Annotated in this window: 24 protein-coding genes; 11 read left to right on the top strand and 13 right to left on the bottom strand. The window is 71.2% G+C overall.

The window, feature by feature from the left end:
- Window positions 1-20: 20 nt before the first annotated feature.
- Complete coding sequence (locus ITJ59_RS00650) at window positions 21-839, bottom strand: cytochrome c oxidase assembly protein (protein WP_194649176.1); 819 nt, start codon at window positions 837-839, stop codon at window positions 21-23.
- Between the two features lie 148 nt (window positions 840-987).
- A complete protein-coding gene (locus tag ITJ59_RS00645) occupies window positions 988-2,301 on the bottom strand; it encodes an acyltransferase family protein (protein ID WP_194649175.1) in 1,314 nt (437 codons plus the stop codon).
- Window positions 2,302-2,470: 169 nt separating this feature from the next.
- Here ITJ59_RS00645 and ITJ59_RS00640 point away from each other — a divergent pair, with 169 nt between their 5' ends.
- Both ITJ59_RS00640 and ITJ59_RS00635 read left to right on the top strand, forming a co-directional pair.
- The gene (locus ITJ59_RS00640; protein ID WP_228510727.1) at window positions 2,471-2,959 is read left to right on the top strand and encodes a Fur family transcriptional regulator; all 489 of its coding nucleotides are present in this window, start codon (window positions 2,471-2,473) and stop codon (window positions 2,957-2,959) included.
- 50 nt (window positions 2,960-3,009) lie between these two features.
- Entirely contained in the window at window positions 3,010-4,536 is a 1,527-nt protein-coding gene (locus ITJ59_RS00635; protein WP_194649174.1) for a catalase, read from the top strand.
- A gap of 97 nt (window positions 4,537-4,633) precedes the next feature.
- Here ITJ59_RS00635 and ITJ59_RS00630 read toward each other — a convergent pair whose 3' ends face one another.
- Entirely contained in the window at window positions 4,634-5,200 is a 567-nt protein-coding gene (locus tag ITJ59_RS00630) for a GNAT family N-acetyltransferase (protein ID WP_194649173.1), read from the bottom strand.
- 143 nt (window positions 5,201-5,343) lie between these two features.
- Between ITJ59_RS00630 and ITJ59_RS00625 the strand changes: the two genes are divergently transcribed.
- The 4 genes from ITJ59_RS00625 (at window position 5,344) to ITJ59_RS19485 (ending at window position 8,433) form a co-directional block, all read left to right on the top strand.
- Window positions 5,344-6,228 carry a VOC family protein gene (locus ITJ59_RS00625; protein ID WP_228510725.1) on the top strand — a complete coding sequence of 295 codons (885 nt, stop codon included), beginning with the start codon at window positions 5,344-5,346 and terminating at the stop codon, window positions 6,226-6,228.
- A 133-nt stretch (window positions 6,229-6,361) separates the two neighbouring features.
- Window positions 6,362-6,925 (top strand): hypothetical protein, encoded by a 564-nt coding sequence (locus tag ITJ59_RS00620; protein ID WP_194649172.1) that lies wholly within the window; start codon window positions 6,362-6,364, stop codon window positions 6,923-6,925.
- A complete protein-coding gene (gene lepB, locus ITJ59_RS00615) occupies window positions 6,922-7,542 on the top strand; it encodes a signal peptidase I (protein WP_194649171.1) in 621 nt (206 codons plus the stop codon). The genes ITJ59_RS00620 and lepB overlap by 4 nt, the downstream gene beginning before the upstream one ends.
- A 78-nt stretch (window positions 7,543-7,620) precedes the next feature.
- Window positions 7,621-8,433, top strand: coding sequence for a helix-turn-helix transcriptional regulator (locus ITJ59_RS19485; RefSeq protein ID WP_194649170.1), 813 nt, complete (start codon window positions 7,621-7,623; stop codon window positions 8,431-8,433).
- A 12-nt stretch (window positions 8,434-8,445) separates the two neighbouring features.
- On the opposite strand, the gene ITJ59_RS00605 is transcribed toward ITJ59_RS19485, so the two are convergent.
- Window positions 8,446-8,766: a hypothetical protein gene (locus tag ITJ59_RS00605; RefSeq protein ID WP_194649169.1), complete on the bottom strand. Its 321-nt coding sequence runs from the start codon at window positions 8,764-8,766 to the stop codon at window positions 8,446-8,448.
- Between the two features lie 98 nt (window positions 8,767-8,864).
- Here ITJ59_RS00605 and ITJ59_RS00600 point away from each other — a divergent pair, with 98 nt between their 5' ends.
- On the top strand, window positions 8,865-10,067 hold the full coding sequence (locus ITJ59_RS00600; RefSeq protein WP_194649168.1) for a PP2C family protein-serine/threonine phosphatase: 1,203 nt from the start codon (window positions 8,865-8,867) through the stop codon (window positions 10,065-10,067).
- 133 nt (window positions 10,068-10,200) lie between these two features.
- Here ITJ59_RS00600 and ITJ59_RS00595 read toward each other — a convergent pair whose 3' ends face one another.
- Both ITJ59_RS00595 and purD read right to left on the bottom strand, forming a co-directional pair.
- Window positions 10,201-11,070, bottom strand: coding sequence for a phosphoribosylaminoimidazolesuccinocarboxamide synthase (locus tag ITJ59_RS00595; RefSeq protein WP_194649167.1), 870 nt, complete (start codon window positions 11,068-11,070; stop codon window positions 10,201-10,203).
- Window positions 11,067-12,335, bottom strand: a complete 1,269-nt coding sequence (gene purD, locus ITJ59_RS00590; protein ID WP_194649166.1) for a phosphoribosylamine--glycine ligase — start codon at window positions 12,333-12,335, stop codon at window positions 11,067-11,069. Before purD ends, ITJ59_RS00595 begins: the two co-directional genes overlap by 4 nt.
- Before the next feature lie 57 nt (window positions 12,336-12,392).
- Here purD and ITJ59_RS00585 point away from each other — a divergent pair, with 57 nt between their 5' ends.
- Window positions 12,393-12,755 (top strand): sterol carrier family protein, encoded by a 363-nt coding sequence (locus ITJ59_RS00585; protein ID WP_194649165.1) that lies wholly within the window; start codon window positions 12,393-12,395, stop codon window positions 12,753-12,755.
- Between the two features lie 279 nt (window positions 12,756-13,034).
- Here the strand turns inward: ITJ59_RS00585 and ITJ59_RS00580 are convergent, their stop codons facing one another.
- On the bottom strand, window positions 13,035-15,551 hold the full coding sequence (locus ITJ59_RS00580; protein WP_194649164.1) for a LuxR C-terminal-related transcriptional regulator: 2,517 nt from the start codon (window positions 15,549-15,551) through the stop codon (window positions 13,035-13,037).
- A 179-nt stretch (window positions 15,552-15,730) separates the two neighbouring features.
- On the opposite strand from ITJ59_RS00580, the gene ITJ59_RS00575 reads away from it, so the two are divergent.
- A complete protein-coding gene (locus ITJ59_RS00575) occupies window positions 15,731-16,126 on the top strand; it encodes a hypothetical protein (RefSeq protein ID WP_194649163.1) in 396 nt (131 codons plus the stop codon).
- 83 nt (window positions 16,127-16,209) lie between these two features.
- Here ITJ59_RS00575 and purF read toward each other — a convergent pair whose 3' ends face one another.
- The gene (gene purF / locus ITJ59_RS00570) at window positions 16,210-17,667 is read right to left on the bottom strand and encodes an amidophosphoribosyltransferase (protein ID WP_194649162.1); all 1,458 of its coding nucleotides are present in this window, start codon (window positions 17,665-17,667) and stop codon (window positions 16,210-16,212) included.
- A gap of 73 nt (window positions 17,668-17,740) precedes the next feature.
- Between purF and purM the strand changes: the two genes are divergently transcribed.
- Window positions 17,741-18,856, top strand: coding sequence for a phosphoribosylformylglycinamidine cyclo-ligase (purM, locus tag ITJ59_RS00565; RefSeq protein ID WP_194649161.1), 1,116 nt, complete (start codon window positions 17,741-17,743; stop codon window positions 18,854-18,856).
- Between the two features lie 128 nt (window positions 18,857-18,984).
- Here purM and ITJ59_RS00560 read toward each other — a convergent pair whose 3' ends face one another.
- Window positions 18,985-19,203: a DUF3073 domain-containing protein gene (locus ITJ59_RS00560; RefSeq protein ID WP_123310266.1), complete on the bottom strand. Its 219-nt coding sequence runs from the start codon at window positions 19,201-19,203 to the stop codon at window positions 18,985-18,987.
- Window positions 19,204-19,361: 158 nt separating this feature from the next.
- Here ITJ59_RS00560 and ITJ59_RS00555 point away from each other — a divergent pair, with 158 nt between their 5' ends.
- Complete coding sequence (locus ITJ59_RS00555; protein ID WP_194649160.1) at window positions 19,362-20,477, top strand: NAD(P)-binding domain-containing protein; 1,116 nt, start codon at window positions 19,362-19,364, stop codon at window positions 20,475-20,477.
- Between the two features lie 130 nt (window positions 20,478-20,607).
- Here the strand turns inward: ITJ59_RS00555 and ITJ59_RS00550 are convergent, their stop codons facing one another.
- The 4 genes from ITJ59_RS00550 to ITJ59_RS00535 all read right to left on the bottom strand — a co-directional run bounded on the left by ITJ59_RS00550 (window position 20,608) and on the right by ITJ59_RS00535 (window position 24,586).
- Entirely contained in the window at window positions 20,608-21,048 is a 441-nt protein-coding gene (locus ITJ59_RS00550; RefSeq protein ID WP_194649159.1) for a DoxX family protein, read from the bottom strand.
- Window positions 21,049-21,168: 120 nt separating this feature from the next.
- A complete protein-coding gene (locus ITJ59_RS00545) occupies window positions 21,169-21,405 on the bottom strand; it encodes a DUF3072 domain-containing protein (RefSeq protein WP_194649158.1) in 237 nt (78 codons plus the stop codon).
- An 83-nt stretch (window positions 21,406-21,488) separates the two neighbouring features.
- The gene (locus tag ITJ59_RS00540) at window positions 21,489-22,244 is read right to left on the bottom strand and encodes a hypothetical protein (protein WP_194649157.1); all 756 of its coding nucleotides are present in this window, start codon (window positions 22,242-22,244) and stop codon (window positions 21,489-21,491) included.
- A gap of 104 nt (window positions 22,245-22,348) precedes the next feature.
- A complete protein-coding gene (locus ITJ59_RS00535; RefSeq protein WP_194649156.1) occupies window positions 22,349-24,586 on the bottom strand; it encodes an APC family permease in 2,238 nt (745 codons plus the stop codon).
- Between the last annotated feature and the right edge of the window lie 18 nt (window positions 24,587-24,604).

The raw sequence follows: 24,604 nt of genomic DNA, 5'->3' as shown, positions 1-24,604 counted from the left end.
CGCCACCCGCGCCCGCGCCCTCACCGACGGCGCTGCAGGTGCTCGCGCGTCAACTCGTCCATCTGCTCGTCGGTCAGGGCGTCGACGGCGCGGGCCTCGCGGCGATCGGTCCGCTGCCACCGGATGAACAGCGAGATGAGCACGGGGATGTCCGCCACCTCGGCGATGAACCACAGCAGGTCGCCCGCCAGGTGCTGATCGCGCAGCGGCGACGGGAACCACGGTTGCCCGACGGCCCGCACCACCGACCCGTCGAGCACGTGGTTCGTGATCCGCAGCACGATGCCCGGCACCGCGTCGATCATCAGCTCGACGAACGCGAGCAGGAACTCCGCCGTGACGAACGTCGACGACCGCAGCACTCCGGGTTCGGACAGCGGCGCGAGCAAGCCGAACCCGAGCATCGGGACCGTCACCGTGATGACGGCCTCCCAGACGGACGATCCGCGCAGGGTCGCCGCGAACGGTGTCAGCAGCAGGCCGAACAGGACGAGGGCGACGAGGGGCGCGACGATCGCGTTGCCGAGCAGACGCACTGGACGCGACCGCATGGCGGCGTCGGCTGCGTGCGCGAGGTGATCCGGGCCTCCCGTCCGGAGCAACGAGACGGGCGCACCGAGCGCCGCGAAGGTGGGGACGGCGAAGAAGAGGAGCGCCGACCGCAGCACGAACGCCCAGCGCAGCTGCTGGTCGTACACGCCGACGATGCCGAACTGCAGGATGCCGAACAGCACCAGCGCGGCGACGAAGGCGAGGGTGCGCCACCAGGGCCAGCGTGTGCCCCGGCGTGCGGCGCCGACCACCCACCAGCCGTAGGCGACCGCAGCGACGACGATCATCGCGGCTGACAGGGGATCGAACCGCCAGGTGCTCCAGAACTCGGGTGTCGACGGCGTCGGGTGCCTCCTGGCGATCGGTCTGACGCCATCCTCTGCCCGGCGACGGTGTCGGAGCAGACCCGAGCGGCCCCGGCCGGTGAGAACCGGTTCAGATCCGGGTGACGCCCTTGGCCGGTGTGGTCCGCGACAGCAGCCACACCCCGATCGGCACGGCAACGGCTCCGACGGTCGCGACCGCGAACGACAGGTGCAGCTGCATCACCAGGAACGCCGGACCGATCGTGCACAGTGCCGCGAGGACCAGCACCGGCCACGCCGGTCGGTCGGCGGAGGCCAGCAGCCGGGGGAGCGGACGGTCGAACCAGCGCAGCGCCCGCGCGACCCCGAGCGCCACGGCGAGCACCACGACCACCGCGACCACGCGGGACGCCCACCACGGGCCGGAACCCGGCGTCGGGAACGGCACCCCGATCAGCAGGGCGACCCCGTTCAGCGCGATGAAGAGCGGCAGGTGCCACAGGTAGATGGTCATGCCGTCGCGGCCGAGCACGAACACGGCGCCGAGCGCGGCCCGGGTGCGCATCAGGCGGGTGAGCGGTGCGTGCACCATCTGCACCAGGCAGGCCTGCGCGATCGCGAGGAACGCCAGGGGCAGCATCGGCGGGTTGAGGTCCTGCAGCATGTCCGGCGCCCACAGTCCGATCGAGGTCATCGGGACGAGCAGGGCGTAGGCGGCGACGGCCACCGCGAGCAGGAGCGCTTTCGACCGCCGCGCGAACCAGCCGTCTGCCCAAAGGAACCCGAGCTGCTGCGCGAAGAGCCACACCGGCCCGAGGTTGAGCAGTCCGACCTCGGCGACCCCGGTGGCGAGGCGCACCGCGTCGACCGCTCCGGCGAGCAGCACCAGGACGCCGAGGGTGGCCCACGGTGCCCGCTCGTGCAGGCGCATCATCAGCGGCACGCAGCACTGCGTGATGCCGTACGCGGCGAGGAACCAGAGCGGCGAGCCGACGCCGAACGCCACCTCGGCGAGGAGGTCCGGCGGGGTTCCGGCGGCCGTTGCCACCCCGAGCCCGATCGCGAGGAACACGAACAAGGGGACCGCTGGCCGGAACAGACGCACGAGCCGGGTGGCCAGGTAGTCGCGAGCCGGACTCGGCGCACCGCGGGCCACGGTGCTGCGCCAGCCGACCGCGCTCGCGAAGCCGCCGACGACGAAGAAGAGGGGCATCACCTGACCGATCCAGGTGGCGGCGACGTACCAGGGGAGTTCCTGCAGCGGGCTCGTCACCCGCACCCCCTGGTCGTCGGCGGCGACGCCGACCATCGTGACGTGCACGACGACGACGAGGACGACGCAGGCCGTCCGGATGAGGTCGACGACCAGGTCTCGCTTCGCGATGATCCCCCGGACGTCCGCGGTGCTGTTCGCCTGTTCAGGCAGGCCGTGGCTCGTGGACATGTCCGGACGTTAGCGTGCAGACCGATCGTTCCAGCGTCCCTCCAGGTGATCGCCGCCGGATCGTGACACGTCGCATTCCGGTGGCGGAATGCGTCCCGCCGGGCACGCGCCACCACGGCTCGTGTACAGTGGACTCGTTGTCTTGATTCCTGCAAAAGAAAGGCTCAGCATGGACGCCGACGCCGATCTGCTCCGCACCTCGGGCCTCCGGGTCACGACGCCGCGGCTGGCGGTCTTGCGCGCGACCGACTCGATGCCGCACGCCACCGCGGACGACATCGTCACCGCGCTCGCCGCGGAACTGCCGACGACCAGTCACCAGGCCGTCTACGGCGTCCTCGCGGCCCTGACCGGCGTCGGACTCGTGCGCCGCATCGAGCCGGCAGGCAGTCCTGCGCGCTACGAGCGGCGCACCGGTGACAACCACCACCACATCGTCTGCACACTGTGCGGCGCGATCGAGGACGTCGACTGTGCCGTCGGTCACTCGCCCTGCCTGACCCCGTCGGACGCGCACGGCTTCGCCGTCACCACCGCCGAGGTCACCTACTGGGGCATCTGCGAGCGCTGCGCCGCGGCCGAGCGCGAAGACGCCCCCGACGACGAGGCCGCAGGCGCCCCAGCCGCAAGCGCCTCCGGCGCCCCGGCCGCCCCCTGAACCACCCGAGCATCCCTGACCGAACCAACCGTTCCACCCAAGGAGGAACCGTGTCCGACCAGAACACGACCGGCACCGCGTCCGGCACCCCCACCACGACCACCAACAGCGGCGCTCCCGTCTCGAGCGACGAGCACTCGATGGGCGTCGGAGCCGACGGCCCCCTCGCGCTGCACGACCACTACCTGATCGAGAAGCTCGCGCAGTTCAACCGCGAGCGTGTGCCGGAGCGCGTGGTCCACGCGAAGGGCGGCGGCGCCTTCGGTACCTTCACCGTCACGCAGGACATCAGCAAGTACACCCGTGCCGCGTTCCTGCAGCCCGGCCAGCGGACCCAGATGCTCACGCGCTTCTCGTCCGTCGCCGGTGAGCAGGGCTCGCCCGACACGTGGCGCGACCCCCGCGGCTTCGCGCTGAAGTTCTACACGTCCGAGGGCAACTACGACCTCGTCGGCAACAACACCCCCGTCTTCTTCATCCGCGACGGCATCAAGTTCCCCGACTTCATCCGCTCGCAGAAGCGCCTGCCCGGCTCGCACCTGCGCGACCACGACATGCAGTGGGACTTCTGGACCCTGTCGCCCGAGTCGGCGCACCAGGTCACGTGGCTGATGGGCGACCGCGGCCTGCCCGCGTCGTGGCGCGAGATGGACGGCTTCGGCTCGCACACCTACCAGTGGATCAACGCCGAGGGTGAGCGCTTCTGGGTGAAGTACCACTTCCTGACCGAGCAGGGCCACAAGACCCTGACGCAAGAGGACGCGGACCGCATCGCCGGTGAGGACGCGGACTTCCACATCCGCGACCTGCACGCCGCCATCGAGCGTGGCGACTTCCCGCGCTGGACGCTCAAGGTGCAGATCATGCCCTACGCGGACGCCGAGTCGTACCGGTTCAACCCGTTCGACCTGACGAAGGTGTGGCCGAAGGGCGACTACCCGCTCATCGAGGTCGGCACGATGGAGCTCAACCGCAACCCGGAGAACTACTTCGCCGAGATCGAGCAGGCGACCTTCGCGCCGTCGAACTTCGTGCCCGGCATCGCGACGAGCCCCGACAAGATGCTCCTCGCCCGCATCTTCAGCTACGCGGACGCCCACCGCTACCGCGTCGGCACCAACCACGCGCAGCTGCCGGTGAACGCCCCGAAGAACGAGGTGCACTCGTACTCGAAGGACGGCGCCATGCGCTTCGACTTCCAGAAGTCCGAGGTGCCGGTGTACGCCCCGAACTCGCTCGGTGGTGCGCACGCCGACCCGACCGCGACCGACGACGTGCCCGGGTGGGAGTCGGACGGCGCGCTGCAGCGTTCCGCCGCGACCCTGCACCCGGAGGACGACGACTTCGGTCAGGCCGGCACGCTGGTGCGCGAGGTCCTCGACGACGCCGCCCGTGAGCGCCTGGTCGGCAACATCGCCGGGCACGTCTCGAAGGTGACGCGCGACGACCTGCGTGAGCGCGTGTTCGCGTACTGGACGAACGTCGACGCCGACCTCGGTGCGCGCGTGCGCGCGGCCGTCGTGCCGAGCGCGCCGGGTTCCAACGAGGACCCGGAGACGGTGGCGGTGGAAGCGTAGCCAGCAGGCGCAGGGGCGTGAGCCCCGCTGCACCACCTGACGGACGGGAGGCCCGGTACCAGCTGGTACCGGGCCTCCCGTCCGTCGTGGGTCGCGTCTAGACCTGCTGGCCGTTCAGCCAGATCGGGCCGGTCGGCCAGTCCTCGAGGGCTGCGGCCACCGGCCGCACCATCCAGCCGCCCTGCTCCGTGTTCGTGATGCCGGCACCCTCGGCGGTGAACGCCGAGAACGTGCAGACGACGTCGGGGAACTCGTGCCAGCCGAGGTTCGCGTAGAACGGGATCCGGTTCTCGCCCGCGCCGAGGAACCCGTACGGCACCGCGAGCCCGTCGAGCACGGCGTGCGTCCGCTCCATGAGTTCGCGGCCCCTGCCCGTTCCCTGCAGTCGGGGCGACACGGCGACGAGGCCGGTGTCGCCGACCAGGACGTCCTGGCCGCCGACCGTGATGAACATGCGGCGGATCCCGACGTGCGCGAGGACGACGCCGTCCTGGTCGCGGGCGAGCACTCGGCGCTCGGGCTGCATGCCGGACCAGCTGCGGCCGCCCACGTACCAGTGGGACCAGTCCGGGAACGCCTGCGCCAGCAGTGCTGCGATCGCCTCGTGGTCGGGGAGCGAGAGGGTGCTCTCCTCGACCACCTCCCACCGGATGTCATCAGTCACGCATCCATCCTGCCGGTGAGAGCTCTGCGTTTCGCGATGGGCGACACAATTCGGGCAACGCGCTCCGAGGAGTGTCGCTCAGCGCGAAACTCGGCGGCGCCCATTTGGTTGACGCGTCAACCAAATGGGCGCACACTGGTGCCATGCACACGCAGGACCTCCTCGCCGCCGACACCGGGATGGGTGCCGTCACCCTCCGCGTCGCGAACCTCGACCGGATGATCGGCTACTACCGCGACGGGGTGCAGCTCTCGTTGCTCTCGAACGAGGGCGGCGTCGCCGTGCTGGGGCGACCGGGCGCCGGTGGCCTGGCGATCCCGATCGTGATCCTCGAGCACGCCCCCGCGATGCAGCACGCCGGACCCCACGACGCCGGTCTGTTCCACACCGCGATCCTGTTCGACACCAAGGCCGACCTCGCCGCCGCCCTGTACTCCGTCGCCACGAAGTTCCCGCAGACCTTCACCGGCAGCGCCGACCACCTGGTGAGCAACGCGTTCTACTTCACCGACCCCGAGGGCAACGGCGTCGAGCTGTACTGGGACCGCGACCGCACGGAGTGGTCGTGGACGCACGGCATGGTCGACATGGACACGAAGTACGTCGACCCGAACGCGTTCCTGCAGGAGAACCTGACGGCCGACGCGGTGGAGTCCGCGCCGAACGCGCCGGGTCGGGTCGGGCACGTGCACCTGTCGGTCGGCGACGTCGCCAGCGCGAAGGACTTCTACGTCGACAAGCTCGGCTTCGCGACGACCGCCGGATGGGGAGAGGCCCTGTTCGTCAGCGCCGGCGGCTACCACCACCACATGGCGATGAACACGTGGAACTCCCGCGGTGCCGGGCGTCGGCAGCTCGCGCTCGGACTGGGGCTCGTGCGCGTCGAGGTCCCCGGGGCCGACGACCTCGGCGCGCTGATCGACCGCATGCACGACACCGGCGTCCAGACCGCGGACGACGGCCGGACCGTCGCGTTCGAGGACCCGTGGGCGAACCGCATCGAGGTGACCGCGCCCGGTCGCGGCTGACACGCGACCCGTCCGGTCATCCGCTCCGACCGGCGCGACCGGCGCAACCGGCACGACCGGCGCGACCGGCGCGACAGCATCGCACTCGGTGTCCTGTCGGCGGGGACCAGCCCGCGGGGGCCAAGATGGACGGATGCCACGCAAACGACCGTCCCCTCCGGGGCACGGACCCCGCGGCGGTCGTCCGGACCCGCGCGACCTGCCGATCGAGCACGTCCGCGACCGGATGTCGTCCTACATCTACGGCAACATCACCGTGCTCGCCGCGGCGATCGCGGTCGACCCGGAGGCGATCCGGCACGGCTCGGCGATCTGGGCGGTGCTGGCGACCGCGGTCCTGACCTACCTGGCACACGTGCTCGCGCACCTCGTGGCGCACGGGCTCGGCGGTGACGAGTCCGCATCAGACGACGCCCGGCGTGAATCCGTCGTCACGATCATGCGGAACGCCAACCCGATCGCGACGTCGGGACTCATCCCCGCGGTGCTCTACGCGGTGGCGTGGCTCGGCTGGGTCCCGGCGGGGTGGGCGCAGACCGCTGCGCTCGTCATCCTGGTCGTCCGCATCGGACTGGTCGGCGTGTTCATGCAGCGGTTCAGTGGGAAGCAGCCCACGTTCCTCGGGCTCTGGGGCGGCATCGTGCTCGCTGCCGTCGCCTTCGTGATCGGCCTGGTGAAGGTGGTGTTGACGCATTGAGTGACATCGAGACCGAGTCCAAGCCGAAGCGTGCCGGGTGGCGGTTCCTCCGCGACCTCGTGATCATCGTCGTCGTGGCGCTCCTGGCGTCCTTCCTGGTGAAGACCTACCTGGTCCGCTCGTTCTACATCCCGTCGGCGTCGATGGAGAACACGCTGCTGATCGGCGACCGGGTGCTCGTCAACGAGCTCGTGCCCGGTGCCGTCCCGCTCCAGCGTGGCGACGTCGTCGTGTTCCAGGACCCGGGCGGCTGGCTCGGCACCGGCCAAGGGGACGACCTGATCAAGCGCGTGATCGGCCTGCCGGGCGACACCGTCTCGTGCTGCGGCACCGGTGGCCGTCTGTCGGTGAACGGCCACGCGGTCGACGAGCCCTACGTGGTGCCCGAGATCGGATCCGACCGGGTCTCCGGTACCGACTTCGACATCACCGTGCCGAAGGGACGCATCTGGGTGATGGGCGACAACCGCTACAACTCGGCGGACTCGAGGGTGCACGGCACCGTCCCGGTCGACGACGTGGTGGGCCGTGCGTTCATCACCACGTGGCCGGTCTCGCGGTGGACGGTCCTGTCGCGGTACGCCGACGAGTGGGACCGGGTGCCCGACCCGTCGTGACGGTGGTCGCGCCGCCGGTGCGGTAGCGTTCCGGTTCGCGCGCCGGACCGGCCGGTGCCGAGCGGACCGGAGGCGCGCGTGACGGCTTCCGACACCCCCTTCGACTACCAGGTCGGCGGCGACGACGAGCTCTCGATCCGCCGCATCGGGACCCACGGTCCGCAGTCCGGCACCATCGGGCCACGCCCGGAGCACGTGGTGTTCTGGCTGACGGACGGCCGAGCCCGGGTGACCTCGGACGGCGGCGGGACCTGGGACGTCGGTGCCGAACGCCCGATGATGCTGTCCGCGCCGGTGGCGTACGGGTTCGACACCGACGCCACCGCCATGACCCTGATGCACCTGTCACCGGGACTGCTCGGCGACGGCGACGGGCAGACCGAGTTCGGACAGCCGGACGCTGCAGACCCCCGGATCGAACCACTCCGCGCATTGCTGCGCGACGTCACCGGACGCGTCCTCGATGCCGCTCTGCCGGCCGACCAACGGGCCGCGCTGAACCGACGCATCGCGACGGTCGTGCTCTCGACCTTCGTGCCGGCACGCTCCGACGTCGAGCACCGGATGCGCCGTGCGATCCGGTTCGTGCACGACGAGGCGGACCGCCCCGTCACCGTGGCCGACGTCGCGGCAGCCTGCGGGCTCAGCGAGCGCGGTGTGCAGGACCTGTTCCGGCGGCGACTCGGGGTCACGCCGATGCAGTACCTGCGCGAGGTGCGGCTCGACCGGGTGCACCTCGAGCTCGGCCGTTCACGGTCCGGAGCGTCGCTCGTCAGCGACGTGGCACGACGGTGGCAGTTCGCGCACCTCGGACGGTTCGCCGCGCACTACCGCGCGCGCTTCGGGGAGCAGCCGCACGAGACCATCGCGCGGGGGCCGGGCGCCGTGTGAGACGACGTGCGGTCAGCAGCCCGTCGTCGCCAGGGTGACCGTCGCGACGGCGTCGTTCGTGACGGTCGTGGTCTGCGGGCACAACTGGCCCGCGCGGACCGTGACCTCGCCGAGCGGCACACCCGCGAAGTCGGCCGTGCCGCCGGGGAACACCCGCTGGTGCTCGGACAGCTTGCCTGTCGACGCGAAGACCTCGACCTCGTACGGGTGGTCGGCGGCGTTGGCCGACACCGTCACCGACACCTGCCCGGTGGAGTCGTGGGCACCGCACCCGGCCAGGGCCAGCAGTGCCGCAGCGGCGAGGGCGAGGGCGGGGACGACGGAACGGAGCACCGTTCCAGGGTAGTCCGGCACCGTGTCCCACTGACTGGGGTACCGGGTCCTTCGCAGGGGGGACAGACCCTGTCCGGTTGGCGCGTTAGCGTGAGTGCATGCACTCGGAGACAGCGACCGTCCCGGCCACCGGCACGTCCGACGCGGTCCGCCGAGCAGCGCTGCTCGCCGCACTCGACGTCGTCGACGGCGGTGCCGAAGAACGCTTCGACCGCATCACGCGGATCGCACGCGAGGCCCTCGGGGTAGCCGGCTCGTTCCTGAACCTGGCGGGTGACACCTCGCTGACGATCAAGTCCCAGCAGAGCGACTCACACTTCGGTCCGGTCATCCCGCTGCAGGACACCTTCTGCGGGCGCACGCTGGCCGAACGCGGCACGGTGCTCGTGCCCGACGCACGCATCGACGCCCGGTACTCCGACATGCCGATGGTCGTCGGCGACCCGAACGTCCGCTTCTACGCGGGCGTCCCCCTGCGGCTCGGTGACGACGACGTCAAGGTCGGCACGCTCTGCCTCGTCGATCCCGAGCCCCGGACCCTCGACGCCGACGAGGTCGCCCTGCTGGAGGAACTCGGGATCTGGGCCGAGCGCGAACTCGCTGCCGGTGCCGACGAGGACCGCCTGCGCTCCGTGCTCGCGGGCCTCGAACCCGGCACCGTCGACGTACCCGGGTACCGCATCGCCGGCCTGTCGGTGCCGCACGGTGTCGTCTCCGGCGACTTCCACGACTGGCACCGCTCCGGTGACGACGCGGTGCACCTCACCGTGGCGGACGTCATGGGCAAGGGCATGGCGGCCGGGCTCCTCGCGGCGAACATCCGCGGTGCGCTGCTCGCACGCGGCGACGTCGCGCCCGACGTGGCCGTCGCCGCGCTCGAAGCGCAGGTCGCACCGGACCTGAGCCGCGCCGAGTCCTTCGCGACGTTGTTCCACGGCCGGCTGACACCCTCCACCGGCCGACTCGACTTCGCCGACGCCGGGCACGGGCTCGTCCTGCAGCTCCGCGAGGACGGCGCCGAGCGCATCCTGCGGTCCTCTGACCTGCCGATCGGGCTGCACCCGGCCGGCGTCGAGCGGGCCTCGGGCTCGCTCGTGATGCGTGCCGGCGACGTGCTCATCGTGGTGAGCGACGGGGCGCTCGAGCTGTGGGACTCCACGCTCGCATCGCTGTCCCTGCTCGGGACCCTGTACCGCGAGTCGCCGGACATCGCGACGTTCCTGCAGCGGGTGCGGGCGCGTGCGGTCGAACACGACCCGGGTGACGACCTGACCGTCGTCGTGGTCGCGCGCGACGCCTGAGCCGTCGCGGCGAGCGCACGGTAGCGCGCACACGGCGCAGCGAGCACGCGGCAGCGAGCAGGCCGGCGCGGCAGCACGCACACGGCGCAGCGAGCACACCGGCGCGGCAGCACGCACGCCACCGCAGCGCGCCCTACGCCCCCAGGCGCTCGATGAGCTCGGCGTAGCGCGCAGCCGTGCGCGCCACGATCGCGTCGGGCAGCACCGGAGGCGTGCCCTGGCGATCCCAGTTGGCGCTGAGCCAGTCGCGCACGATCTGCTTGTCGAACGAGTCGGTGCGGCCGTCGGCCCGGGCGTCCCAGTACCGGCTCGAGTCGCTGGTCAGGACCTCGTCCGCGATCCGGATCCGGCCGTCGGCGTCCTGCCCGAACTCGAACTTCGTGTCGGCGATCACGACGTCGCGCTCGAGGGCGATCGCGGCGGCCTCGGTGTAGACGTGCAACGACAGGTCGCGCAGGGTCGCCGCGACCTCGGCGCCGACCAGCTCGACGGTCTGCTCGTACGAGATGTTCTCGTCGTGCTCACCCTGCGGGGCCTTGTACGCGGGGGTGTAGATCGGTTCGGGCAGCCGATCGCCGTTCGACAGCCCGTCGGGGAGCGCGACGCCGCACACACTGCCGGTCTCCTGGTACTCGGCCCAGCCGCTGCCGACCAGGTACCCGCGCACGACGCACTCGACGGGGAACATCTCGAGCGGCATGACGTGCATCGACCGCGACTCGACCTCGGCCGGCACGGGGGTACGGCCGGACGACGGGCCGATGATGTGGTTCGGCACGTCGCTCAGCTGGGTGAACCAGAAGCGCGACAGCCGGGTGAGCAGCTCGCCCTTGCCCGGGATGGGTGGTTCGAGCGCGAAGTCGTAGGCGCTGACGCGGTCGGACGCGACGAGCAGCAGCTCGGAGGCGCTCGCGATGTCGGCGGTGCCCGTCGGCACGTAGAGCTCGCGGACCTTGCCCGACGAGACGTGTTCCCAGCCGGCGATGACGGGCGCGGCGCTCATCGGGTGACCTTCGCGGCGATGTCGGTGCGGTACTGCGCGCCCTGCAGGGTGATGTCGCCGAGGCCCGCGTACGCGCGCTCCCGGGCCTGCGCGAAGTCGGCGCCGGTCGCGACGACGCTGAGCACCCGGCCGCCGGTGGCGACGAGGGTGTCGTCGAGCAGCCCGGTGGCGGCGTGCGCGACCGAGACGCCGTCGCGGGCGTTCGCGGCGTCGATACCGGTGATGGCGCGGCCGGTCTGCGGGTTCTCGGGGTAGCCCTCGCTCGCGAGCACCACGGTGACGGCGGCCTCGTCGCGGAACGCGGGCGCCGGCGTCTGCCCGAGCTGCCCCGTGGCGGCGGCGAGCAGCAGTCCGCTCAGCGGCGTCGCCAGGCGGGGGAGGACCACCTGGGTCTCCGGGTCGCCGAAGCGCGCGTTGAACTCGATGACCCGGACGCCCTGCTCGGTGACGATCAGGCCGCAGTACAGGAGCCCGACGAACGGCGTGCCCTCGTGCTCGAGGCGACGGACGGTGGGCAGCGCGACCAGCTCGGTGACCTCGTCGACGAAGGCCTGCTCCGACGCCCAGCGGTCCGCCAACCACGGCAGCGGTGAGTACGCCCCCATGCCGCCGGTGTTCGGCCCGAGGTCGCCGTCGGCCAGGCGCTTGTAGTCCTGCGCGGGGCTGAGCGGACGGACGTCGTGCCCGTCGCTCAGGAAGAACAGCGAGACCTCTTCGCCGTCGAGGAACTCCTCGACCACGACGTGCCCGTGCTGCAGCCAGTAGGTGGCGTGGTCGATCGCGGCCTGACGGTCCTCGGTCACCAGGACGCCCTTGCCCGCGGCGAGCCCGTCGGCCTTCACGACGTGGGGTGCGCCGAGTTCGTCGATGGCCGCGACGGCCTCGTCGACCGTGCCGGCGTACACCGGGCGCCCGGTGGGCACGTTCGCCTCGGACATGATGCGCTTGGCGAAGGCCTTCGACCCCTCGAGCTGCGCGGCGGCCTTGCCCGGGCCGAAGACCGGGATGCCACGCGTGCGGACGGGGTCGGCCACACCGGCGATGAGCGGTGCCTCGGGCCCGACGACGACGAGTTCGACGTCGTTCTCGATCGCGTACTCGGCGACGAGGGCGCCGTTGGTGGGGTCGAGGGAGACCGTCTCGACGTCGGCCGCGATGCCGGCGTTGCCGGGTGCAGCCGTGATGACGTGGCCGGCCTGTTCAGCGAGGAGGGCCGTGATGATCGCGTGCTCGCGGGCACCGGAACCGAGGACGAGGATTCGCACCCGATCACCCTACCGATCAGCGTGAGCCCGCCGCGAGGCGACGGCTAGCCTGTGGAGATGCCACCCAGGAGGATCGAGGACGCCGACGGACGCGCCGCACTGACCGCCGTGCAGCAGGGGGAGACGGCCCGGCCGACCCTGGCGACCGCGGTCCGGTGGACGCTGCAGCGTCTCGCCGACGACGTGCCCGGCAACAGCGTCGAGGTCCGGGTGCCGCCGTTCGCCGCGATCCAGGCCGTCCCCGGCCCCCGCCACACCCGTGGCACGCCGCCGAACGTGGTCGAGACGGACGCCACCACGTGGCTCGCGCTCGCCACCGGCGAGCTGACCTGGGACGACGCGGTCGCGCAGGCGCGCGTCAGCGCGTCCGGGTCGCGTGCGGACCTGACGGGGTTCCTGCCGGTGCGGGTCGCGTCCTAGACGCTGGAAGCGCGGACCGGGAGGCCCGTGGCGGGCCCGCCACCCGCCTGCTGGAAGAGGCGGGGCTGGGTACTGAGCCAGTCGAACCGAATTAGGTAGTGCCTACCGATGCGAGCGCATGAAGCGGCTGGCTACGCTTGAAGTCGCCGGGATTCGGACCCGACCCGAACGGGTCCGAACCCGGCGACAGGGACAAAGGTACGCGATGTTCCACACAACGTGTCAATCGCTGCGGCGCGTCGTGCTGCAATGCGCAACGTTCTTGCGTCAAGCGCGCCCTCAGAAGAGTTCGGCGAGCTCCGAACGCGCGTGCAGGTCCCACTTGGCGAAGACCCGCGACAGGTGCGCGTCGATGGTGCGCGTGGAGAGTCCGAGCTCCTCGGCGATGAGCCGGTTGCTCAGCCCCTGGGCCGCGCGTTCGGCCACCTGGTACTCGCGGTTCGTCAGCGGCGGCTTCGGACGACCGGCGGTGACCGCCATGCCGTGCGAGGCGAGCACCCCCTGGGCGGCGATCACCCGCGTGCGGTCGCCCGCGTCCAGGGCGTCCGCGTACTCGACGATGGCCGCGGCGAGCGGTCCCTCGACCCGGGCCGCCGCGTCGTGCATCCGCGCGAGCGAGGCCCCCGTCTCGCGTCCGTTCAGCATGTCCATCGTGTAGTGCAGCGTCTGCGCGTACATGACGTGCGTCCACGCGCCGCGCGCCGTCCCGCGATCGATGATGTCGTCGGCGTGCCGCAGCCCCGCGGGGTTGCCGAGCACCGCCTCGGTCCAGGCGATGGTCACGGCCAGCTGCTCACCGGTGATCCGCATCGCCCGCGGCGGGGTGTTCCGTGCCCGGTCGAGAGCACGCGTGGCGTCCTCGGTGCGGCCGGCGTACGCGTACGCCATCGCGAGGCGCGCCCACGGGTAGGCCGCGAAGCCACCGTGGTCCATCACGTCGTACCGCTCGCACGCGGCCGAGAACGCGGCGATCGCGTCGTCCCAGCGTCGCTGACCGATGGCGAGGTTGCCGTCCCCGATCAGCTCGAGCGTGAAGTCGTACTTCAGGAACGGGTTGGAGGGTCGGACCGGCACCTCGGTGAGCAGGTCGGCCAGGTCGCCCCGCCAGACCTGCACCTGGTGCAGGACGGACACGATCTCGCCGACGCTCCACGGGGCGTCCTCCAGGTGCTCGACCGCGGTGGCCAGGGCACGACGCCCGAGCGCCGAGGCATCGTCGAGCCGACCGGCCGTGGCGAGCGCCATGATCGCGCACGGGGCGACGCTGAGGAAGGCGAACGGGATCGTCGGGGCGTGCACGATCCCACTGCGCTCGAGCTCCGCCCGGACCTCGTCGAACCGCCCACCCCAGCCGAGGTGTGCGAGCCGCAACAGCCGGAGCCGCTCGACGGCCTCACCCGACACCAGGCGCGCGGCCACGTCGGTCAGGGCGACCGCGGCCAAGACGTCGTCGTCGTGGAACTGCCGGATGTTGGCGAGGATCTCGCAGGCTTCGACCACGAAGGCGTCGCCCACCTCGCCGGGACTCGACCGCGCGACGGCCCACGCCGCCTCGGCATCGGCGCGACCGGCCTCGCGCCCGGCCGTGTACGAGTACGCCAGGGACCGCAGGCAGCGGGCTGCGACCTGCTCGGCCGGGTGCAGGGTCCTGCGGAGCGCCGCGGAACCCAGGGCGATCGCGCTGTCGTGCTCCTGCAGTCGGACGGCGACCTGCGCCGCGTCGAGCAGCTGCTCGACCGGTGGTACGACACCGCAGTCGAGCGCCCAGAGCGCCGACCGGAGCCGTGCGGCGGGCGGAGCGCCCTCTTCGGTGTCGGCGCGGAACGCGTTCGCGCGGGCGAAGAGCGTCGTGCGGCGGGCGACCGGAACCAGGGCGCGGATGACGTCGCCGACGAGCGGGTGCTGGGGCCGTGCGACCGCGGCGCCGTCGTCGAGGGACTCGATCCGGACCAGGCCGAGGGTGACGACGCGGTCGACGTCCCCGCCGCTCACCAGGCCGAGCAGCCGGGCCAGGGGGATCGGGTCGGCCAACGCCACGATGTCGACGACGTCGCGCAGGTCCTCCGGCAGGGATCCGAGCTCGGTCCGGTACATGTCGGCCAGGCTGTTCGACGCGGTCACCCGACCCCGCCAGTACCACCCGGACGCCGTGTGCTCGAGGGCGCCGGAGGTGCGCGCCGCCCGGACGACCTCGCGCAGGTACAGCGGGTTGCCGGCGGTCGCGCGGTGCACCCGTTCGACCGAGGCGTTCTCGAGCTGCGACCCGAGCGCCTCGGCCACCAGCGCCCCGGTCTCGTGCAGGCTGAGCGGCTCGAGGTCGATCCGTTCGAGCAGGTCGTCCTGCCACAGCGCCCGGAGCGGTTCCGGCAGTGCGGAGAAGTCACGGCAGGTCAGTACGAGCCGTGCGCCCTGGTGCCGGACGAGCCACGCCACGTAGCGCGCGGAGATCGCGTCGAGGTGGTCGGCGTCGTCGACGCGCAACAGGACGTCGCGGTCCGCCAGGTCGGCGATCGCGCGGAGGCGCTGTTCGGCTCCGGAGTCGTCGGACAGCTCCGTGAGGGTGGCCGGCAGCTCGCCGAAGCGGTCGGCGACCGCACCGAAGGGCATCGACCGGCTGGCGGCGACGGCGGTGATCGGCACGACGACGGTGCGGCCGGAGCCGTCACGTCCCGCGACGCGGTCGGTGACACGCGCCGCGACGGTGCTCTTGCCGAGTCCCGGTGCGCCGACGAGCGCGACGCTCCACCGGTGCTCTGCGACGACGGCGACCGCGCGGTCCTCTTCACCGCGCTGCATGACCGGCCACGTCACGCGCGCCGGGGCGTTCGGGGTACGACTCCGTCCCCGTACGGTCCGTTCTCGCATCCGTGTCACCTCCTGCCCCGTGGGATACCAACCGGTAGGGAACCATCCTCTCCCGGAACCGACTGCGCGCACAGGCCGGAGGACGTCCCACAGTGGGGGACAATGGGTCCGTGAGCACCACCGATCGACCCGACGACCAGCCGGTCCCGGCCCCTGCGCCGAACGCCGTCTCCACCTCTGACGAGGTCACGATCCGTCGTGCACCGAAGTTCGGGGTGTTCATCGTCGGCGGCGCCGTGCTCGGGTTCATCGCGACGCTCATCGTCGTCTCGTTGACCATGAACCTCGGTGGCCAGCAGGAAGAGTCGAGCTTCGGCAGCCTGGTCGGCTACTTCAGCCTGTGGGGCGTCACGATCGGCGCCTTCGTCGGCGCGGTCGTCGCGGTCGTGTTCGACCGGGTCTTCGCCCGGCGTGCGGCCCGCCTGACGGCAGAGCGCGTCGAGGTCGAGCTGCCGCCCGAGACGGTCGAGGGCGAGATCGACGACCACGGCGACCAGCGGCCGTAGCCGCAACCGCTTCGAGACGGGAGGCCCGTGGCGACACCGCCACGGGCCTCCCGTCTGTCAGGTGGGTGCGTCTCGGACGCGACCTAGCTGAGCTGGTTCGCCTCGACCCAGGACAGGTACTCCGGGCTCACGGTGCCCGTGACGTACTCGCCCGTGAAGCAGCTCATCTCGAGGTCGGTCACGTCGGAGCCCTCGATGATGGCGTCCCGCATGTCGCCGATCTCCTGGTAGATCAGGTGGTCGCTGCCGAGCACCTTGTTGATCTCGGGGATCTTGCGGTCGTGCGCGATGAGCTCGTCGCGCGTCGGCATGTTGATGCCGTAGACGTGCGGGAACCGGACCGGGGGAGCGGCGCTCGTGAAGGTGACCTCGTTCGCACCGGCCGCGCGGGCCATCTCCACGATCTCCTTGCTCGTCGTGCCGCGCACGATCGAGTCGTCGACGATCAGGATGTTCTTGCCCTTGAACTCGGACGACATCGCGTTGAGCTTCTGCCGGACGGACCGCTTGCGCTCCGCCTGGCCCGGCATGATGAAGGTCCGGCCGACGTAGCGGTTCTTGTAGAAGCCCTCGCGGTACTCGATGCCGAGCTTCCGTGCGACCTGCATGGCCGCAGGACGGCTCGAGTCCGGGATCGGCATCACGACGTCGATGTCACCGGTCGGTGCGTACTGCTCGATCGTGTCCGCCAGGCGGTTGCCGAGGCGCAGGCGGGCGTCGTAGACCGAGATGCCGTTCATGACCGAGTCGGGACGGGCCAGGTACACGTACTCGAACGAGCACGGCACGAGCCGCGGGTTCTTCGCGCACTGGCGGGCGTGCATCTGCCCGTTCATCTCGATGAAGACCGCCTCGCCCGGAGCGACGTCGCGGACGATCTCGTAGCCGCCGGACTCGAGCACCAGGGACTCGCTCGCGACGACCCACTCGGGCTGGCCGGCCTCGTCGAACTTGTGCCCGAGGATGAGCGGCCGGATGCCGAACGGGTCGCGGAAGGCCAGCAGCCCGTGGCCCGCGATCGTGGCGATCGTGGCGTACGAGCCCTCGACCCGCTCGTGCACGCGCTCGACGGCGTCGAAGACCTGCCCGGGGTCGAGGTCGGTGCCGCGGACCTGTCCCTGCAGTTCGTGCGCCAGCACGTTCACCAGGAGCTCGGTGTCGCTCGTCGTGTTCAGGTGCCGACGGTCGATGTCGAACAGTTCACGCGTCAGTTCCCGTGTGTTGGTGAGGTTGCCGTTGTGCACGAGGACGATGCCGTACGGCGCGTTCACGTAGAACGGCTGCGCTTCTTCCTCGTTGCTCGCCGCGCCCTTGGTCGCGTAGCGCACGTGACCGAGGCCCATGGTGCCGAGCAGGGCGCGCATGTCGCGGGTTCGGAACGACTCCCGCACGTGACCGCGGGTCTTGTGCATGTGGTGCACGTGACCCTCGACCGTGGCGATGCCCGTCGAGTCCTGCCCGCGGTGCTGCAGGAGGAGCAGTGCGTCGTAGATGGATTGGTTGGCGGGGCCCTGTGCAACGAGGCCGACGATGCCGCACATTCGCGGGTGTGCTCCAGACCGTAGAATCGGGGGGTACCGAACAAGTCTGCCATGTCACCGCGAAGGACTCAGCATGCCCAACCCGTACGCCGAAGCCGGAGTGGACACCGCCGCCGGTGACCTGGCCGTCGAACTCATGAAGTCCGCAGTCGCGGCGACGCACAACAGCCACGTGCTGGGCGGCGTCGGCGGCTTCGCCGGACTCTACGACGTCTCGTTCCTGAAGGACTTCTCACACCCCCTGCTCGCGACCTCGACCGACGGCGTCGGCACCAAGGTCGCCATCGCCCAGGCGATCGACAAGCACGACACCATCGGGCAGGACCTGGTCGGCATGGTCGTCGACGACATCGTCGTGGTCGGCGCGAAGCCGCTGTTCATGACCGACTACATCGCCTGCGGCCGCGTCGTGCCCGGGCGGATCGCGGACATCGTCGCCGGCATCGCGCGCGGCTGCTCGGAGACGGGCACCGCGCTGGTCGGTGGCGAGACCGCCGAGCACCCGGGGCTGCTCGGGCCGGACGACTACGACGTGGCCGGCGCCGCGACGGGTGTCGTCGAGGCCGGTTCGCAGCTGGGCGCCCACCTGGTGCAGGACGGCGACGTCGTGCTCGCGATCGAGTCGTCGGGGTTGCACTCGAACGGGTACTCGCTCGTCCGGCATATCCTGGCGTCGCGCGGGGTCGGCTTCACCGACCAGCTGCCGGATCTCTCCGGCCCGGAGTTCGGCGGCTCGGTCTCGGTGGGCGAGGCGCTGCTCGAGCCGACCCGCCTGTACACGACACCGCTGCTCGACCTGATCGCGCAGCAGCCCGGCGCCGTGCACTCCCTGTCGCACGTGACCGGTGGCGGCATCGCGGCGAACCTGGCGCGCGTGCTGCCCGTCGGCTCGTGGATCGAGGTCGACCGCTCGACCTGGCAGCCGCTGCCCGTCTTCCGCGTGCTGGCGTCGATGGCGGGGACGCCGATCGAGGACACCGAGGGCACCTGGAACCTGGGCATCGGCATGTTCGCCGTCGTGTCGGCGAGTGCCGCGGTCGACGTCATCGAATCGCTCGGCGTGGCGGGGCTGCCCGCGTGGCCGGTCGGCACGATCGCGACGTCCGCGCGTGACCTGACCGGTTTCGAGCAGGGTGCCAAGGGCGTGGACGGCGGGGCCGTGCGGCTCGTCGGGAGCTACGCGGCCTGACTTCGGGGCCGCACGAACTGCCGCTCGGATGCGATCCGGGCGGCAGTTCGTGCTCCCCCGGTAGCCGCTGTCCGGGCACGCAGAAACGCCGCGCTACCCGGAGGTGCGCGGCGTGACGGCGACGAAGGTCAGGCGGACTTGTTCTGGTCCGCTTCGGTCTCGAACTCGTCAGCGTCGTCGGCTGCTTCAGGACCGTACTGGTCCGCCCAGCGGTCGACGAGATCGTCATCGGAGTGTTGTCCGGCGGAGAGCTCCTGCTCGAGTGCACCGTAGTTCGTCTGCGGGCTGAAGTACTTCAGCTCACGGGCAACCTTGGTGTGCTTCGCCTTTTGACGGCCGCGCCCCATGCGTGACCCCCTCGTTCGGCTCTGGTCCGGTCCTGGCGAATGACGGAAGATCACTCGGGGAACCAGACGGTTCGTGGTTTGAAATCTGCCGATCACTCTACCATGTACCTCGATCTGGACGTCGCCGCGACGGCTCCGCGCACAGGAGAATCGAAGTGATGACCGAACCCCACGAGGACCCAGTCGACCAGCACGCCCGCGTGGTCGTGATCGGTGCGGGGCAGGCCGGACTGTCGGTGGGATACCACCTGCGGCGGCTCGGACTCGTGCCCGGCACCGATCTGGTGATCCTCGACCGTGCGCCGAGCACCGGGGGAGCGTGGCAGTTCCGCTGGGAGGCGCTGCGGCTCGGCGCGGCGCACCGTGTGCACGACCTGCCGGGGATGCGGGCGATGGGGCTGCAGTTCGACGACGCCGACCGGTCACGGCCCGCCCGGGACGTCGTCGGGGAGTACTACCGGCGGTTCGAGCAGCACTACGACCTGCGGGTCCGGCGCCCCGTTGCGGTGTCGTCGGTCTCGCGCACCACGGACGGTGCCCTGTGCGTCACGACCCGATCAGCAGACGGCGTCGAGACCCGGATCCGAGCCGACGTCGTCGTGAACGCCTCGGGCACCTGGGGGACACCGTTCGTACCCTGGTACCCGGGCCGAGGCGCGTTCCGCGGACGACAGCTCGACACGACCGAGTACCGGAGCGCCGCGGAGTTCGCCCGGCAGGACGTCGTCGTGATCGGTGGCGGGACGAGTGCCATCGGATTCCTGCTCGAGCTCGACGGTGTCGCCCGGTCGACGCACTGGTTCACCCGGCGCCCGATGGTGTGGGCGGGCACGGCCTCGCTCGACGTCGAGTCGGCGGTCGCTGCGGTGGACGAGCAGGACCGGGCAGCCCGTGCCGGCGAGGTCCTGCCGAGCATCGTGAGCGGCACCGGCGTGCCGGTCTCGCGGAGGATCCGCGCGGGCATCGACCGCGGGGTCCTGCGTGACCAGCCGATGTTCGCGCGGATGGACGAGACCGGCGTGGTCACGACCGACGGCACCCATGTGCACGCCGATGCCGTCCTCTGGGCGACCGGGTTCCGGCCCGACCTTCGGCACCTGGCGCCCTTGCGCCTGCGGACCACGGCGGGCGGTGTGGTGGTCGAGGACGGTCGGTCGGTCGACGAACCACGGTTGTTCCTGGCGGGCTACGGGCCGCAGGCGTCGACGATCGGCGCGAACCGGGCCGGTCGGGTCATCGCTCGCCAGGTGATGGACGTGCTCACCGCCGCGTGAGCTGGTCAACCTCGCACCGTGCGAGGTGCCGCGCGAACGGTGCGAGGTCCCGGACACCGTGCGAGCCACACGGGCACGCACCGAGTACGGAAGCTCGCACGTTACAAGCCACCGCGGCACGCACCGCGAGTCAGGCGGGGAGGGGCTCCTGCACCCCGCGACGACGGCGCGCCGCCGCCAGGAACACGGCGTCGAGCGAGAACCGACCCGGGCCGGTCAGCGCCACGACCAGCGACCCGACGGCCAGGACGAGCACGTACTCGAACCCGCCGTCCTGCGAGAAGAACCCGGCGGTCGCGTGCGCGAGCAGCCCGGCGACGACCATGTCGACGGCGAGCAGCACACCCACGACACGGGTCGCGACGCCGAGCACGAGCAGGACGCCGCCGACGAGCTCGAGGCCGGCCACCAGGGGTGCTGCGACGTCGGCGAGCGGGACGCCCATGCCGGAGAAGCCCTGGGCGACGTTCGGGATGCCCTGGGCGAACTTCTGCGCGCCGTGGGCGATGAACACCACCCCGAGGACGATGCGGAGCGCGGTCAGGCCGATGGAGGTCGATGTCGTTCGCATGGCCCCGACCGTAGCCGTTGACGCGTCACCGACCCGCACTGACCAGCGGTCTGGCTGCGCTTCGTCAGAACATGCCCAGAGCATGCCCAGACAGCGGTCCGCCGAAGGGCGGACCGGCTCTCAGGAATCGGTGCCGCGGCCCGTCTGCTGCTGCAGGCGGTCGATGTGCTCGGACGCCTCGGCCTTGGTGAGGTCGGCGGAGATCTCCTCGCCGGCTTCGCGGGCGAGGGTGTCCAGGTAGCTGCGCTGCGGGCCCGTCATCGGCTCGTCGCCGGTGACCCACTGCTCCGGGTCCTTGCTCGCGTCGGTGGAGGGGTCCGGACGGGGCCCGCCGAGGGTCTGTTCTGCATCACTCATGCCGGCGACGCTACGCCGCACCTCCGACGCCCCACGCAGCCCGGTGTCCCCCGCTGGCCGATCCCCGCTGCCCGGGCCCTGCATCAGGCCGGGACGGTCGAGTACCGCACCAGGTCCGGACCCACGGCACTCGTGGCGATCGGCACCACACGTCCGTCGCGGTGCACCCAGATCGTCGCGGCCTGCTCGTCGATCCGCTCGACCTCGTGCTGCGAGCCCTCGAGCAGCAGGGTCGCGGACACCACGACGCGACCGCTGGACGGCCGCGGGGGCAGGCCTGGCACGTCGTCGTCGTACGCCGCGTACTCGCCGGGCTGCACGAACGGGGACACGGGCGCGGTCACGACCTCGAGCCCCTCGTCGACCTCGGCGACCGCCACCAGCCGCACCGCCTGGTCCGTCGGCAGGGGGACGTCGACCACCGGCGCGTCGTCGGAGCCGGCCAGTGCGCGGAACGCGGGCCGACCATCGGGGGCGATCCGTGCCTCCAGGCCGTCGATCCGGACCCGTCCGCGACCGCGTGAATCGGCGTACAGACCCGGCTCGATGCCGGACTGCCGTGCTTCGAGCCGGGTGATGACGACGCGGTCCGGGCGGTACCAGTCCCGCAGGGTCGACGGGTCCACCCAGCCGATGCTGGGGACGCCGCGCGACAGCGCTGCCGACTCGTCGGCCGCACGCTCGTCGAGCGCGCCCAGGGGGTGTTCGCCGCGCACGGCGACGAGTCCCTCGTGGGGGCTGCCGGCGGCGGGCTCGTGGTCCAGGACCTCGACGCGCTTCGACACCTTGCCGCCGTGGCCGTCGAACGTGGCGAACGTCCGCAGGTCGGTGATCGTCATGACGTCAGATGCTACGACGCGTGCCGACGCACGGCGACACGCGGCCCCGACAGAACCCGACGACCCGTGCTGACGTACGGCGACACGCGACCCCCGACGGGTACCTACGACCCGTCGCCCCGGCGCGGAGGACTCGGCACGAGCGCGTGCAGCTCGCCGGTGCACAACGCGGGGTCGACGCCCTCGGCGGGGCCGGCCGGACGCGTCGCCCGACGCGGCTGCAGGCTGTTGCGCTCTGCGGAACGGGCCAGGCGGTCGTCGACGGCACCGTCGACCGGCGCCCCGGCCGTGCCCGCGACGGATCGGCGGAGCGGCGGCCGCACGGGCTCGCCGCGGCGTTCCTGACCAGGCAGCGGACGTGACCGGCGACCGTAGAGCAGCTCGGACGAGTCGAGCAGCCACGGCACCAGCGCGACCGTGACGCCGTGCACGAGCAGGAGCTTCTTGCGGATGCGACGGCCGCGGTGGTTGTGGAGCAGGCCCTCCCACCAGTGGCCGACGATGAAGATCGGCGTGTAGACGGTCACGACCTCGGAGCCGTGCTCGAGCCGGTGCGTCTTGATGTACTTGATGAGCGGCATCGAGATGTCGCGGTACGGGCTCGGCACGATCGTCAGCGGGATCCGGATGCCGTACTCGGCCCACTGGTCGCGCAGGTGCTGGGCGTCGGCGTCGTCGATCGCGACGTGGACGGCCTCGCAGCTGGCGTGCTCGGCGGCGATCGCGTAGTCGAGCGCCTTGAGCACGGGCTTCTGCAGCTTGTTCACCAGCACGATGGCGTGGTCGCCGGTGGCGCCGAACTCGGTCTCGACGTCGGCCTCGATCTCGTGCGAGACGTCGCGGTAGTACCGGTTCACGCCGAGCATCAGCACGTACAGGATCGGCATGATCAGGAAGACGAGCCAGGCGCCGTGCGTGAACTTCGTGATGGTGACGATGACCAGGACGACCAGGGTGAACGTGGCGCCGATGGCGTTGATGGTGCGCGAGCGCAGCACCTGCCCGCGGTTGACGGGCGTGTCCCCGGTGCCGGGGACCGCGCCGGCACCTGCGCGGTCCGCCCGCAGCAGCCGCGTCCAGTGCACGACCATGCCCGTCTGCCCCAGGGTGAACGACACGAACACACCGATGATGTAGAGCTGGATGAGGCTCGTGACGTTCGCCCGGTAGACCACGAGCAGTGCTGCGGCGACGAGCGCCAGGACGATGACGCCGTTCGAGTAGATGAGCCGGTCGCCGCGGGTCGACAGGGCCTTGGGGGCGTAGGAGTCGCGGGCCAAGATCGAGCCGAGCAGCGGGAAGCCGTTGAACGCCGTGTTCGCGGCCAGCAGCAGCACCGCCGCGGTCGTCGCCTGGATGACGAAGAACAGCACCGAGTTGTCGCCGAACGTGGCCGCCGCGATCTGGGCGATGAGGGAGCGCTGCGGGGTGGTCGCGCAGTTCGCGAACCCCTGCAGGTCACAGGCGCGCTCGGCGTAGTGCACGCGGGACACCAGCGCCAGGGTGATCAGCCCGATGAACAGGACGATCGCGATGCCGCCCATCGCCACCAGGGTCGCCTGCGCGTTCTTGATCTTCGGGCGGCGGAAGGCCTGCACGCCGTTCGCGATCGCCTCGACGCCGGTGAGGGCCGAGCAGCCGGACGCGAACGCCCGGAGCAGCAGCAGGATGAACGCCGCCTGCGTCGTGTGCTCCACGTTGTCGATCGTGTACGCGGCGGACTCGGCGACCGGTGCGTGCCCGGCGGCGACGCGGACCAGTCCGGTGACGACCATGACGAACACCGACGCCACGAACAAGTAGGTGGGGATGGCGAACGCCTTGCTCGACTCTCGCACCCCGCGCAGGTTCGCGGCCGCCAGCAGGACGACGAAGAGCAGCGCCAGCTCGACCCGGAAGTCGTTCAGCATCGGCAGCGCCGAGATGATGTTGTCCACACCGGACGCCACCGACACCGCGACGGTCATCACGTAGTCGACGAGCAGCGCGCTCGCGACGACCAGGCCGGCCTTCTCGCCGAGGTTCCGGTGCGCGACCTCGTAGTCGCCGCCGCCGGACGGGTACGCCTTGATGAGCTGCCGGTAGGACGCGACGACCACCACGAGCAGCAGCACGACGAGCGCGGCGACCCACGGCGCGAACGTCAGGAACGACATGCCGCCGAGCAGCAGGATCATCAGCAGTTCCTGCGGCGCGTACGCGACAGAGGACAGCGGGTCACTCGCGAAGATCGGCAGGGCCAGGTGCTTCGGGAGGAGCTGTCCTTCGAGCTTCTCAGAGGGGAGGGGATCCCCGATCAGCCGCGCTTTCAGCGACCGGATCTCGTTCGTCACGAGCGGCAAACCTACTCAGTTCCGGGC

Source organism: Curtobacterium sp. VKM Ac-1393 (assembly GCF_015350995.1).
GTDB lineage: Bacteria > Actinomycetota > Actinomycetes > Actinomycetales > Microbacteriaceae > Curtobacterium.
Note: the sequence above shows the minus strand (reverse complement) of the source record. Positions and strands in the feature narration are given on the sequence as shown.

What these genes read in the sequence shown, in the direction of transcription:
- ITJ59_RS00555 (WP_194649160.1), top strand. Translation starts at nt 19,362, where the DNA reads ATGACCGAACCCCACGAGGACCCAGTCGACCAGCACGCCCGCGTGGTC.
- purM (WP_194649161.1), top strand. Translation starts at nt 17,741, where the DNA reads ATGCCCAACCCGTACGCCGAAGCCGGAGTGGACACCGCCGCCGGTGAC.
- ITJ59_RS00650 (WP_194649176.1), bottom strand. Translation starts at nt 839, where the DNA reads ATGATCGTCGTCGCTGCGGTCGCCTACGGCTGGTGGGTGGTCGGCGCC.
- ITJ59_RS00585 (WP_194649165.1), top strand. Translation starts at nt 12,393, where the DNA reads ATGCCACCCAGGAGGATCGAGGACGCCGACGGACGCGCCGCACTGACC.
- ITJ59_RS00545 (WP_194649158.1), bottom strand. Translation starts at nt 21,405, where the DNA reads ATGAGTGATGCAGAACAGACCCTCGGCGGGCCCCGTCCGGACCCCTCC.
- ITJ59_RS00560 (WP_123310266.1), bottom strand. Translation starts at nt 19,203, where the DNA reads ATGGGGCGCGGCCGTCAAAAGGCGAAGCACACCAAGGTTGCCCGTGAG.
- ITJ59_RS00600 (WP_194649168.1), top strand. Translation starts at nt 8,865, where the DNA reads ATGCACTCGGAGACAGCGACCGTCCCGGCCACCGGCACGTCCGACGCG.
- ITJ59_RS00625 (WP_228510725.1), top strand. Translation starts at nt 5,344, where the DNA reads ATGCACACGCAGGACCTCCTCGCCGCCGACACCGGGATGGGTGCCGTC.
- ITJ59_RS00550 (WP_194649159.1), bottom strand. Translation starts at nt 21,048, where the DNA reads ATGCGAACGACATCGACCTCCATCGGCCTGACCGCGCTCCGCATCGTC.
- purF (WP_194649162.1), bottom strand. Translation starts at nt 17,667, where the DNA reads ATGTGCGGCATCGTCGGCCTCGTTGCACAGGGCCCCGCCAACCAATCC.
- ITJ59_RS00595 (WP_194649167.1), bottom strand. Translation starts at nt 11,070, where the DNA reads ATGAGCGCCGCGCCCGTCATCGCCGGCTGGGAACACGTCTCGTCGGGC.
- ITJ59_RS00645 (WP_194649175.1), bottom strand. Translation starts at nt 2,301, where the DNA reads ATGTCCACGAGCCACGGCCTGCCTGAACAGGCGAACAGCACCGCGGAC.
- ITJ59_RS00620 (WP_194649172.1), top strand. Translation starts at nt 6,362, where the DNA reads ATGCCACGCAAACGACCGTCCCCTCCGGGGCACGGACCCCGCGGCGGT.
- ITJ59_RS00640 (WP_228510727.1), top strand. Translation starts at nt 2,471, where the DNA reads ATGGACGCCGACGCCGATCTGCTCCGCACCTCGGGCCTCCGGGTCACG.
- ITJ59_RS00540 (WP_194649157.1), bottom strand. Translation starts at nt 22,244, where the DNA reads ATGACGATCACCGACCTGCGGACGTTCGCCACGTTCGACGGCCACGGC.
- ITJ59_RS00580 (WP_194649164.1), bottom strand. Translation starts at nt 15,551, where the DNA reads ATGCAGCGCGGTGAAGAGGACCGCGCGGTCGCCGTCGTCGCAGAGCAC.